The organism is Paenibacillus sp. OAE614, from assembly GCF_040546645.1.
Lineage (GTDB): Bacteria > Bacillota > Bacilli > Paenibacillales > Paenibacillaceae > Paenibacillus_AQ > Paenibacillus_AQ favisporus.
Map to the genome: position 1 here is coordinate 1,322,000 of NZ_JBEPOD010000001.1, position 12,181 is coordinate 1,334,180.

Annotated in this window: 12 protein-coding genes; 6 read left to right on the top strand and 6 right to left on the bottom strand. The window is 51.8% G+C overall.

The window, feature by feature from the left end; translation table 11 throughout:
- Positions 1 to 178 precede the first annotated feature (178 nt).
- Positions 179 to 982, top strand: coding sequence for a helix-turn-helix domain-containing protein (locus ABIE48_RS06545; RefSeq protein ID WP_192715018.1), 804 nt, complete (start codon positions 179 to 181; stop codon positions 980 to 982).
- Between the two features lie 136 nt (positions 983 to 1,118).
- A complete protein-coding gene (locus ABIE48_RS06550) occupies positions 1,119 to 1,916 on the top strand; it encodes a TetR/AcrR family transcriptional regulator (protein WP_192715017.1) in 798 nt (265 codons plus the stop codon).
- A gap of 77 nt (positions 1,917 to 1,993) precedes the next feature.
- On the opposite strand, the gene ABIE48_RS06555 is transcribed toward ABIE48_RS06550, so the two are convergent.
- Positions 1,994 to 3,541 carry an MFS transporter gene (locus ABIE48_RS06555; protein ID WP_192715016.1) on the bottom strand — a complete coding sequence of 516 codons (1,548 nt, stop codon included), beginning with the start codon at positions 3,539 to 3,541 and terminating at the stop codon, positions 1,994 to 1,996.
- A gap of 267 nt (positions 3,542 to 3,808) precedes the next feature.
- Between ABIE48_RS06555 and ABIE48_RS06560 the strand changes: the two genes are divergently transcribed.
- Positions 3,809 to 4,738 carry a phosphotransferase family protein gene (locus ABIE48_RS06560; protein ID WP_192715015.1) on the top strand — a complete coding sequence of 310 codons (930 nt, stop codon included), beginning with the start codon at positions 3,809 to 3,811 and terminating at the stop codon, positions 4,736 to 4,738.
- Here ABIE48_RS06560 and ABIE48_RS06565 read toward each other — a convergent pair.
- Positions 4,733 to 5,230 carry a YqgE/AlgH family protein gene (locus ABIE48_RS06565; RefSeq protein ID WP_260869378.1) on the bottom strand — a complete coding sequence of 166 codons (498 nt, stop codon included), beginning with the start codon at positions 5,228 to 5,230 and terminating at the stop codon, positions 4,733 to 4,735. The two genes, ABIE48_RS06560 and ABIE48_RS06565, sit on opposite strands and share 6 nt — an antisense overlap.
- Positions 5,230 to 6,015, bottom strand: coding sequence for a hypothetical protein (locus ABIE48_RS06570; protein WP_145024718.1), 786 nt, complete (start codon positions 6,013 to 6,015; stop codon positions 5,230 to 5,232). The genes ABIE48_RS06565 and ABIE48_RS06570 overlap by 1 nt, the downstream gene beginning before the upstream one ends.
- A 151-nt stretch (positions 6,016 to 6,166) precedes the next feature.
- On the opposite strand from ABIE48_RS06570, the gene ABIE48_RS06575 reads away from it, so the two are divergent.
- On the top strand, positions 6,167 to 6,772 hold the full coding sequence (locus ABIE48_RS06575; protein ID WP_192715014.1) for a CBO0543 family protein: 606 nt from the start codon (positions 6,167 to 6,169) through the stop codon (positions 6,770 to 6,772).
- 163 nt (positions 6,773 to 6,935) lie between these two features.
- Here ABIE48_RS06575 and ABIE48_RS06580 read toward each other — a convergent pair whose 3' ends face one another.
- Complete coding sequence (locus tag ABIE48_RS06580; protein WP_483312648.1) at positions 6,936 to 7,367, bottom strand: VOC family protein; 432 nt, start codon at positions 7,365 to 7,367, stop codon at positions 6,936 to 6,938.
- Between the two features lie 204 nt (positions 7,368 to 7,571).
- Here ABIE48_RS06580 and ABIE48_RS06585 point away from each other — a divergent pair, with 204 nt between their 5' ends.
- A complete protein-coding gene (locus ABIE48_RS06585) occupies positions 7,572 to 8,450 on the top strand; it encodes a sigma-70 family RNA polymerase sigma factor (protein ID WP_192715012.1) in 879 nt (292 codons plus the stop codon).
- A 102-nt stretch (positions 8,451 to 8,552) separates the two neighbouring features.
- Here ABIE48_RS06585 and ABIE48_RS06590 read toward each other — a convergent pair whose 3' ends face one another.
- Entirely contained in the window at positions 8,553 to 10,238 is a 1,686-nt protein-coding gene (locus tag ABIE48_RS06590) for a glycoside hydrolase family 13 protein (RefSeq protein WP_192715011.1), read from the bottom strand.
- A gap of 45 nt (positions 10,239 to 10,283) precedes the next feature.
- A complete protein-coding gene (locus tag ABIE48_RS06595; protein ID WP_145024710.1) occupies positions 10,284 to 11,069 on the bottom strand; it encodes a glucose-1-dehydrogenase in 786 nt (261 codons plus the stop codon).
- Positions 11,070 to 11,302: 233 nt separating this feature from the next.
- On the opposite strand from ABIE48_RS06595, the gene ABIE48_RS06600 reads away from it, so the two are divergent.
- Positions 11,303 to 12,136, top strand: a complete 834-nt coding sequence (locus tag ABIE48_RS06600; RefSeq protein ID WP_192715010.1) for an SDR family oxidoreductase — start codon at positions 11,303 to 11,305, stop codon at positions 12,134 to 12,136.
- Positions 12,137 to 12,181 lie beyond the last annotated feature (45 nt).

A 12,181-nucleotide genomic window follows, 5' to 3' on the forward strand; every position in this document is an offset into this window, starting at 1 on the left:
AGCCGCTTACTGCTCTTACTTTAAATCCTTTAGGCTGCTTTTACCTGCCAAAAACGAATTTTTTTGTGCCAGAAGTTGCGACCGGTGCTTGTGCAGATACAGACATCCATATTATCTTTTTCATAACAAACCAAGCTTGGCTGCCAGGGTTCACATCAGACCGAAACGGAGGATCGCAATGAAAATCAAATACCAGCACAGGGACCCGCAGTTTCATTTATTCATTTCCACCAATAATACCTATCCTCTGCATCTGCATAAAAACGTCGAAATTGCCATGGTCCTGTCCGGCGACATCCGTGTCCACATCGATCAACAAGAGTACGTCCTCTCCGAAGGGGACATGGCGATCATTTTTCCTAATCAGCCGCACGGATATCAAACGATAGACCACAGCCAAATCCTGCTGATCTTTTTTGACGCTTCGTTTCCGGGGGATTACACAGGAGATTTGCTTCATTATGTTCCAGACCACCCGGTCGTCCACAAACATCCGATCGTATCAGGCACCCTGACCAGCTTGTACAAGCTGTACAACGAACCTGGCGACAGCCGATTGCTCAAGGCGTACCTTTCGGTATTATTAGGACATGTGCTGCCGCTGTTGTCCCTGAAAAGGGTGGATTATACGAAAGATATGGATCTCTTCCAAAAGATTCTTGCTTATATCGACCTTCATTTTCTGGAGGCCATCAACTTGGACACGCTTTCCAAAGAACTCGGGATCAGCAAGTTCCTCATTTCGCGAATTTTCTCCGAGCAGTTCCACGTCTCGTTCCGCGATTATATCAACGGCCAGCGGGCGGCCTACGCCCACATGCTGCTGCTGTCCACCGCCGATCCGGTTACCGAGATTGCGTTTGACTCCGGCTTCAACAGCTTGCGTTCGTTTTACCGCGTCTTCAAAAAGGAATACGGCATGACCCCGAACGAATGCCGAAGCCTCCTGGAGGGGATGCCTAAGAACGAATCGGCTCGGTGAGGGAAAAAGGCGGGGGCAGAAGAATGGGGGAATGACTCCCGTGAATTTTTAAAATGCAGTCAAATGTGATATACTGTTTATGGTATAAACATTTTTTGGGCGCATAATGGCTTAGGACGACTAGGGGGTAGATCTGATGAGTAATGAAGAAGTGACACCGGAAGAAGCGGCGAAGATGCTTCCTGCCGGCGCAGCGCTGAGCTGGGGACTGGTGAAGCCTCCGCAGCGGGGGCCCAAGCGGGAGATGAGCATCGACCAGATCGTGTCGAGGGCGATTGAAATCGCGGACCAGGACGGCCTCGCCGCCGTTTCGATGAACCGGATCGCGTCGGCGCTCGGTTTCACGGCGATGTCCCTCTACCGCTACATCCCGAGCAAAGACGACCTGCTCATCCTCATGCAGGATGCGGCATGCGATATTCCGCTGACTCCTGAGCGTCCCCAGCATGAATGGCGGAAGAGTATGCGCGAGTATGTGCTGGGAACGGTCGCTATATTCAGGAAACATCCATGGTATGGTGATATTCCGATCTTCGGCATTCCGATCACGCCTAACAATTTACGGATCGTCGATTGGGCGCTCCGGCCGCTGCGGGACATGCCTTTGGACCATTTCGAGAAAATGTCGATCGTTCTTCTGCTGAGCGGCTATGCCCGTCATTGCGGGATGCTCCAGCGCGACATCGACCGGGCCGTTCAGGCGGGTTCGAGCGAGGAGGAGTTCAGCGGAATCAATTATTCGGTGGCGCTTCAGACGCTGGTCAAGCCTGAACTATATCCGAACCTGTATCCGATCGTTATGTCCGGGGTATATTCGGGTGAGCAAGAGGCCGAAAACACGGTAGGCGATGATTTGGAATTCGGGCTGGAGCGGATGCTGGACGGGATCGAACAGTATTTGAATCGGAAAATGAGCGGCGGCGCCAACCGATAATTTTGCCGCTGAACATAAAAAAAGGCTGCTTCCAAGGATGATTCCTGGAAGCAGCCTTTTTTTCATTTGCGCTGTTCTTACGCAGCGGTGTGCACGGCCTTCTTCTGGTCACGAAGCAGTACGAGCGTGACTGCGGTTGCCAGGAGCAGGATGACGGCGGAGATCAGGCAGGTGGCGTGCATGGCGGTGATAAACGCTTCACGGGAAGCCTTCATGACCTGCGCCGCAGCATCCGCCGGTAAATGCAGGGCGGCGGCCGATGCGCCAGCAATGGTCTGCCCTGCTGCCTGGGCCGCATCCGGCGCGAGTCCTGAGGGCAGGAACGGGGTGACCGCGTGGCGGTAGATGGCCGCAAGGACGCAGCCGAGGAGCGCGATGCCGAATGCGCCTCCGAGCTCGTTGGACGTTTCAATGAGGCCGCCGACGGCTCCCGCTCGGTCGGCCGGAGCGACGCCCACGACATAATCGGTGACGAGGGTCATGACGGATACGATGCCCGCGGCGACCAAGGCAGCGCCGACGAGCAGCACGGTCAGCGGCGAGAAGCCTTCCAGGCGGACCTGGGTCAGTACGCCGAATCCGACTGCCGACAGGAGAAAGCCGCCGGCCATGACGCGCGGTCTTCCGTAGATTTGCGACAGTTTACCGGCAATCGGTGCCGCTGCCCCGACCACCACAGAAGGCGCCACGCTCCAGAGGGAAGCGACGAATGGGGAGTATCCAAGAACCGACTGGAGGAACTGGGTATTGATGAGCGAGCTGGCCATGAGCGTAAACGTAGCGATAAAGTTTACGAGGATCGAACCGCCGGTCCGCCGCTCCATCAGCGCACGGATATCGAGCAGCGGATTAGAGATGGTCAGCTGGCGCCGTACGAACAGAATGCCGACGAGCAAGCCTGCGGCAAGCAGTGCGGCGGGAAGGATCGCCCAGCCGTCTTCCGCAAGTGTCTTGACGCCGTAAGTGACGGGAAGGATCGCGGCGAGCACGAGGGTCGAGCTGAATACATCGACTTTGACTTTTGCCGTGCTGCGGGACTCCGGCAGCAAAAACGGCGCAATGATGAGCAGCAGGACCATGGCGGGGATATTGATGAGGAACACGGATCCCCAGGAGAAAGAGTCGAGCAGCAAGCCGCCGATAATCGGCCCGACGGTGACGCCGCCCGCCATGACGGCGCTCCAAATGGCCATCGCCTTCGTCCGCTGTGCCGGGTCCTGGAACATCGTGCGGACGAGCGCCAGCGTCGACGGCATGAGGGTCGAACCGGCGATTCCCAGAATCCCGCGAGCCAGGATCAGCGTTTCGGCCGACTGGGCGTACGCTGCGAACAAAGAGCTTAAGGCGAATCCGACGGAACCGATCATCAGCAGGCGCCGCCGTCCAATCCGGTCGCCGACGGCGCCCATCGTCAGCAGCAGCCCGGCGAGGATGAAGCCGTAAACGTCGAAAATCCATAATTGCTGGGTGGCAGTCGGCAGTAGATCCGCGGCAATGGCCGGTGCCGCGAAGAACAGCACGGACACGTCCATCGAGACGACCATCAGCGGGAGACAAAGGATGCAAAGCGCGATCCATTCTTTGCGGCCGGCCAATTTGGCCGTTGCGGGGGTTGAAATGCTCATTTAAAATCCCTCTCCTTATTGTTTATTGTATAAACAGTAACCTTTGAAAACAGTATATTATATAAACAGTATATGGTCAACACAAAAGAAAAGTATTTTTTCACGGGTACGGGCGGAGTTCTATGGAGCATTGAAGAGCCGCATGATAAACCATATTTTTATTGCCCGGCCCCATTTTTCTATGAGACAATCCGGGATATAATGGGTTCAATCCGGAATCGAGGGTAACCGATCGAACGATATGGAAGTGAAAGGGAGGCGGATGGCATGACTGAATACGAAAAACCAATCGTGGACATCATTTTGGTCGAGGAGATGATCAGCGAGCATCTGGGTGTTGGAGCGGTAGAAATCACGCCGATGCAAGGGGGGAACTTAAGCCGCGTTTTTTCCTTTAACCATGAAGGTCAAGGGTACGTGATCAAGTTCAGCGACCTGGAGGGGGCGTACCAGTCGGAAATCTACGTATCGAATCTGCTGTCCAGCCAGGGCATACCTTTCCCCCGGTGCATCGGACATGGAAAAACAGAGAATCTGGAATATTCTATTTTGGAAAAGATAGAAGGCCGCAATCTGGCGGATTATTCGGCTGAGGAGCAGCGACACCGGCTTCCGGAGCTTATTCGGATTTTGACGCGCTTGAACCATATTGATCTGGGTGGAGCCCGTGGATACGGCTGGATCGGGGCGGGCGGTGACGGTGCGTTCCGAACCTGGAAGAATTATTGGGAATCCGTCTATGCGGAAGACCAAACGGGCAGCTTCTGGGAGAATTGGTACGCCTTATTCCATACCTCCTGTTTGGAAAAAGAGGTATTCGATGAGATTTACAGCCGGTTAACGGCTTATTCACACTTTAACGAGCCGCACCGCTATTTTATACATGGGGATTTTCACCAGTGGAACATCTTGTCTGACGGCAGCCGGATTACAGGAATTCTGGATTGCAATTGCGCTTACGGCGACTTTCTTGTGGATCTGGCCATTCTGGACCGGCACATGGACGGGCACAACGTCATACAAGCTTATCAGGACCATCAAGCGCAAGCCGGAATCGTCATCCCCGATTTCAATGAGAGATTAAAGGGAGCTTATTACTTCAAAGGACTGGACGGACTGCGCTTCTATGCCAAAATGGGTTGGACCGACGCCTATGTATATACCCGCAACTTCCTTCTGGGCCTGGACAAATCATAAGTCTGTTGTAACGGGCTCGGATGGAGCTGTTTGCATTTGTGTTTTGGCAACTCCGAGTGCCCTGTTCCCCCACAGCGTCTGTTCAACAAACGGGGCTTGCTCCGCTCTGCATTGGACGATCAATATCACTTCACCGGCTGTTGTCTTGACTGTTCGGATCTTTTTTCGTTTCACAATGTTTTTTATCAGATCGTAAACAAAGCCAACAGCAAATCCCACAGCCGCTCCAATTAGCCCCCAATAGACCGGACCCCAGTGGAGAACAAAACCTCTGGATACCCCAATGGTCCCGCCCATCATGGCTAGGATAAGCCCGATATCGACTAACGAGGTTCCGTCCGTCCCGTGCATCGTATCAACCAACTTCATATCCATCGAACGATTATCTAGGGGTACAGCGTAAATATGGACGACCTCGTTTTCCTTAAGCTTGCTTATAGCAAGCTCAACATAGTGTGAATGCTGAAATGTAGAGAAAAATTGGATTCCCATTAGACTTTTTCTCCCTTATGCAGTACAAAATTTTGCGGCTGATAGTTTTGTTTCAAATAATCGGCTTGTTCCCAATCAAACAGTTTCGTCAGCTCTACGGCATTGGTATAAGAGTCGTACATCGTGAAGAAGTAGATCGAGGGGAAGTAAAGGAACCACTGAACGCCCATCACTTCTCTTGATTTAGGGAAGTCCCCCAGCAAAAAGTAATGCAAGGCTTCAATCATATTGGAATAAATGACGATGAACATGGTCATAGCAAGCGTCAGAACAGCGGCTACAATCCGATGAATATACAGTTGTCCGAGACTTGGAACGGTCATCGACCAGACCAATGCAAGCCATGGCTTTTTCTTGTCCAAATAGTTGATCTCGAAGGGACTGACCGAAAAATTCGGGTATTTGGCATTTTCCCTTTTCGCCAACAGGTGAATCTTATTTTCATCGATTGTGGTCCGATAGCTGTCCCATATGGCAAACAAATAAACCGGGATATAGAGGTAAATGTACTTTTCATTTAAAACAGCCTTTGCCTGGGCGATATCTCCGTTAAACGAATACATAATGGCCGTATTGAGCTGAGTTTTTTGATTGATATAAAATTCCCAAAAAAATAATGCGAACCCGGAAATGAATTTGTGTAATAAGATGTGGCCAAATCCGGGGAACGCTACGGACCATAACGCTACGACCAGGGGATTACGCTGGTGAAGCTGGATGGTGCCGAACGTCGTTACATAGGCATGATAATAACGGTTTCTATATTTGTTTCTATAGTTATTCACTTTTCAACGCTCCAATGAAATATAGTTTAATCGAATTTTTTGTCAATTGGCGAAAGATTATTCTTCCTTGGGAGGTATAACGCGATTGGCTTAAAGAAGACATGGAATTAGCGGGATTACTTTGGGGAAGTTTAAGGACAATCCACGGACGATGAATTGGCGTAAAAAAGGAGCTGCATTACTTTTGTCTGACCCATATCCTTCCTTTGAAGCAATCAAGGATGCAGAGCGTAAACTTCGTGAAATGAGAAAGCTGTATTATTATCGCCATGACCTGTTCTCGATTCAATGGTGGTTTTTATTGGTGCTGTTAATTGTACCATGGATCGTTTGGTGGAAAATGGTCGATAAGTCAAGACTGAAGGATATTTTACTTTACGGCTTTGCACTAACCATCATCATTGTCCTTCTGGATGATATTGGAAGAGGACTCGGATTATGGTCTTACCCTCATCAAGTCTTCAGGCTGATTCCTCGCTTAAGCTCGATTGATTACTCCGTATTACCTGTCATCCATATGTTGATCTATCAGTATTTCAGAAGTTGGAAGTCATTCTTTGTCGCCAACGTCATACTGGCCCTAGGGGCTGCCTTCATTGCAGAGCCTCTCTTTGTCTGGATTGATATTTATGACATGGACCATTGGAAATCTATTTATTCGTTCCCGCTATATATAGCTAAAGCCTGTTTTGTTAAGTGGTCGCTGGAGTTCATGCTATCCAAGGCAAACCGATCACAACAAAAACCTGCGAACTAAAAGAGGGCATTGAGCCCGCTTTTAGTTCCAGGATACAATATTGATAGACAATAACGCATCGAAGGCGGATTCGATGCGTTATTTTATGATTTGTTATACGATTCCGCTTCCTGAAACCGGTTAGCTTACCTTCGTGAAAAGGGGGAGCTGTGCTTATAGCTCACTATTGTCCTTTGGCAAGGATCCGGAACGTGATACCGAATGGATCCGTCACATTGCCGTAAGCGGGACTGAAGAAGCTGGCTTCAAGCGGCGTGTTCACTTGACCGCCCTGTTTCAAGGCGTCAAAGTATCGGGCGGCCTGATCTTTGTCATCGGTTTGCACAACGATGGTCACTGGCGAGCCCTTCTGGTAGCTGCTGCTGGTAACAAGGTCGGACAGCTGAAGCTGCGATTCACCGATGGCCAAGACCGCAAAGGATATCCAAGCTTTTTTCTCCGGCGGGAGCGGGGAGTCCGGATTTTCCGGTAAATCGCCCAGCCGTTGTGCATAGACAACCTTGGCTTCCAGCGCTTTGACGTAAAAATCGATAGCCTCATTTGCTTGACCATTCATTTCAATAAAAGGGATTAAACTCGTGCTCACAACAATCATCTCCTGTACATGTTTTTTACCGGGATACCGACGGGCCTTTTATTTGGCAGCGGGATTCCCTTCACTACCAATGTCGTTCGCCGGCAGGTAAACGTGACCGTTAAAGTTAAAATAATTTTTTTGCGATTTTTTTTACGATTTCGGTCACATCCGTTAGATTTCTTACGACATATGAGTAATAAGGAAAAGGAAGGGTTGGGGCGCGTGAACGATCACGACGGGCTTGCAGAACAATTCGAATCGCATCGGAATCACCTTCAGTCGGTGGCTTACCGAATACTGGGATCACGGAATGAGGCGGATGACGCCGTACAGGAGTCATGGATACGTCTTAGCCGTTCGGATACGAGCAGCGTGGAAAATATCGGGGGCTGGATGACAACGATCGTCTCGCGGGTCTGTTTGGATATGCTCCGAGCCCGTAAATCACGGTATGAGGATCTGACGATGGATCGTGCACCAGAGCCGGTTACCCACTTCCGTGACGGAAGCGACCCAGAGTATGAAGCGCTGATGGCCGACGCTGTGGGGCATGCCATGCTTGTGGTCTTGGGAAAATTAAGTCCCGCCGAACGAATCGCGTTCGTGCTGCACGATATTTTCGGCATGTCTTTCGCGGATATCGCTTCCATCCTGGGGAGAAACGAGGCGGCAGCCAGAAAGCTTGCCAGCCGTGCACGTCAACGGGTGAAGGGGGATGAATCGGCTTCGGGAGCCGAAGAGCTCAGGCGCAAACGGGAGCTGGTGGATGCATTCCTTGCTGCATCGCGCGCCGGAGATTTTGAGAAACTTCTCTCTATCCTGGATCCGAATGTGGTGACACGAAACGATCCGGCGTTTCCGCCGGCCGCAAACGCGCCGGTTGTTCACGGTTCGCAAGCTGCGGCCAAGCAATTCGCCGGCCGTGCCCAAGGTGCCCAGCCTGCGCTCGTGAACGGTTCCGTAGGCGCCGTCATAGGTCCGCTTGATCGAATCCTGTTCGTACTCGTATTTACGGTAAAGAATGATAAAATCACCGACATCGAAATGATTGCCGATCCGGTGCGCCTGCGCCAGCTTGACCTGGCCTTGTTGAACGATTAACGGGGATAAAGAACACGGAGAAAAGATCATTGAAGCAAGGAAAAGGCACCGTTTGCAGCCGTAAGGCTTGCAGCGGGTGCCTTTTTTCTTGCCAAACCCGGGTCAGGACAATCGGTATACTCTGGCTTCATAGGGGCGCAGTTGAATGCGGTCTCCTTCCGCGTCAGGCGGCAGATCGTAATTGCTAATCAGCAGGTCTCGCGACATGCCCCGCAGCGTTTTCGGCCATTCCATGACCGACGTATCATCAAAAAAGTTAAGGATGACCAGGACGGTGTCTTGATCGAGCGTACGGGTGTAAACATAGAGATCCGGATCCAATGGAAGCAGCAGCTTATACTCTCCATAGATCAACGCTTTATAGGTCTTGCGCAGGGAGAGCATCCGCTTGTAGTAATGATAGATAGAATCCGGGTCCTTCATCGACGAAGCCACGTTCACATCCGTATAATTGGGGTTGACCTTGATCCAAGGTTCGCCGGTTGTAAAGCCGGCTTGAGGCCCGTCGTCCCACTGCATCGGGGTGCGGGCGTTATCCCGGCTCTTCGCCTGGATGGCCTGCATCGTCTGGTCGATCGGCTTGCCTTGAAGATGGGACTGCTCATAATAATTCAAGGTTTCTACGTCCCGGTAGTCGCCGATTTGGTCAAAGGCTGCATTGGTCATCCCGATTTCTTCGCCCTGGTAAATGTATGGCGTCCCTTCCAGGGTGAGCATGAAGGTGGCCAGCATTTTGGCCGATTGGACGCGGTACTGCTTGTCATTGCCGAACCTTGAGACGGCTCTGGGCTGGTCATGATTGCCGAGGTAGTTCGCATTCCAGCCCTGGTTATGCAGTGTAGTCTGCCACCGGCTCATTATTTTTTTGAGCTCCAGCAGCGTCCATGCCCGGAATTCCCACTTACCGGTGCCGTTTGAGGCGGAGTCCAGCGTCATATGCTCGAACTGAAACACCATGTTCAGCTCATGGCGCTGGTCTCCCACATACTCCAAAGCCTGCTCCGGGCCGAGTCCCGAGGTTTCGCCGACGGTCATGATGTCGTAGTCCATCAGCACTTCCTCGTTCAGCTTTTTGAGCATGAAATGGACTTTTTCCAGGTTGGAAAATAGCTGGTACGCTCTCACAACAGGGAGATGCTGGGGATTGTCGGCATCCGGCAGTCCTTTCGCCTTTACGATGTGAGCGATGGCATCGAAGCGGAAGCCGTCCACGCCTTTTTCCAGCCACCACCGGATCATTTGGTACAGCTCATGTACCATTTCTTCGTTTCTCCAGTTCAAATCCGGCTGATGCTTGGAATACAGATGCATATAGTATTCGTCCGTCTCCGGATCCATCTCCCACACCGAGCCGCTGAAATAGGACTCCCAGTTGTTCGGGTACAGGCCGTTGACTCCTTTGCGCCAAATATAAAAGCTTCGCTTGGGGTTGTCGGTCGACGATCTCGATTCTTTAAACCAGGGATGCTGGTCTGAGGTATGGTTCAGCACCAGGTCCATCATGATTTTCATTCCTCTGGCATGGGCTTCTTGCAGCAAATCATCGAAATCCTCCATCGTGCCGAATTCAGGATTGATCGCGTAATAGTCGCTGATGTCATATCCGTTGTCTTTACCGGGAGATTCGTAAATCGGGCAGATCCAAATGACATCGATCCCGAGGTCCTTTAAATAATCCAGCTTGGAAATAATTCCGCGAAGGTCGCCTTTGCCATCTCCATTGGTATCCATGAAGCTGACGGGATAAATTTCGTACACGGCGGCTTCTTTCCACCAGGTTTCGTTCATGTGCACATTCCTCCTGTCCGTGCATGATACAGGTTGTATGGGGAGTTAACCGTGTCCCCCTTGAAAAGCGGGGTATTTGGTCATCCCGCCGTCCGCAAACAGGGTAATGCCCGTAACATAACTGGACTCGGAGGAGGCCAGCCAGGCGGCTGCAGCGGCGATTTCCTCCGGCTTGCCAATATACCCGAGCGGGATCAGCGCCTCAACGCTTGCTTTGGCGGCAGGATCGGAAAACTTGGCGGCATTGATCGGCGTATCGATCGCGCCGGGACCGAGGCTGTTGACGCGGATTCCCTTCGGCGCAAATTCCAGCGCCAGCGTCTCCGTCATCATTTTGATCCCGCCCTTGCTCGCGGCATAATGCACGAAATGGGGCCACGGAATCATCTCGTGCACGCTCGAAACGTTGATGATCCGTCCCTTGATCCGGTGTTCCAGCATGTAATCGATCGCCTCGCGGCAGCCGAGGAAAGCTCCGGTCAGATTCACGTCCAGCACCTTGCGCCAGTCCTCCAGCGTCAAGTCCTCCGAGGGGACTTCGTTTTCGATGCCCGCGTTGTTGACCATGACGTCCAGCGAGCCAAAATGCTCATGCGCGGCGGCTACCAGCTTTTTGACATCCTCTTCACGGGTGACATCGCCGTACACGCCTATCGCTTGACCGCCGCTTTGTTCAATCTCCTGGATGATCGAATTCACTTCCTGCTCCCCGCTGCGGTAGTTAATGACCACATTCATCTTTTCGCGCCCGAACCTCAGCGCCATAGCCCGTCCGATGCCGGAAGAAGCTCCGGTAATAATGGCTGTGTTGCCCTCAAGATCCTTGTACACAATCATTCCCTCCTGTCGTCCCATCAAAATGACTACAATAGTATTTAACCTGAACGGGCATGGTTCAACAGGGCGGGGTTCTAACTTCCGTGCAAGAAACGGAATTATAGTATCGGAATCAGTCTATAAGTCATTTCCATTTGACAATATCGTTCGATAGGTGTAATTTATAACTAACCAGTTAGTTATAAAAACTAATGGCACATACTAAGAGAGTGGGAGAGGATTCGACAATGAATGATCGTACTTGGCTGATCACCGGCATTAGCAGCGGCTTTGGACGTCAAATGACGGAGCAGCTTTTGAAACGAGGGGAACGGGTCGCGGGAACGGTCCGCAATATGGAGGCTGTGAATGATTTGCAAGCAAAATATGGCGACCTATTATGGGTCTCCAAGCTGGATGTCACCGATACGCCGGCCATACACCGGGTTGTGGACAACGCTTTTCATGATCTCGGCAGCATTGACGTCGTGGTCAACAACGCGGGTTACGGCCTTTTCGGTGCGGCAGAGGAGTTGACAGATGAGCAGATACGCCATCAGCTTGAAACGAACCTGATCGGATCCATCCAGGTGGTGCGCGCGGCTCTTCCTCACTTGCGGAAGCAAGGCTATGGGCGGATCCTCCAGCTGTCGACCGTAGGCGGCCAGGCCGCTTTCCCGGGAAGTTCTTTGTATCATGCGAGCAAATGGGGGATTGAGGGGTTTGCCGAATCCGTCATGGCTGAAGTTGCCCCTTTTAATATAGGCGTCACTATTGTGGAGCCGGGCAGTGCAAGGACAAACTTCCGGTATCAAAGCTCCGCGCTGGCACCAAAGATAGATGCTTATGAGGCCTCCCCGGCCATCCACGCGCGGCGGATTATCGAAGAAGCCAAGGCACCCTCGCTGGGTGACCCCGCCAAAATGGCTGCTGCGATGATCAACAGTGTAGACCAGAATCCGGCGCCTAAAAGAATCGTGCTGGGCAGCGACGCATATTCGACGATTCACAAAGCTCTTACCGAGCGGCTGGCGGAATTGGAACAGCAAAAGGATCTCGCTTTTTCAACCGATTTTGACTGATTTCCATTTGAGCATAATAAAAACAAACAAGCGTCCTGACGATTC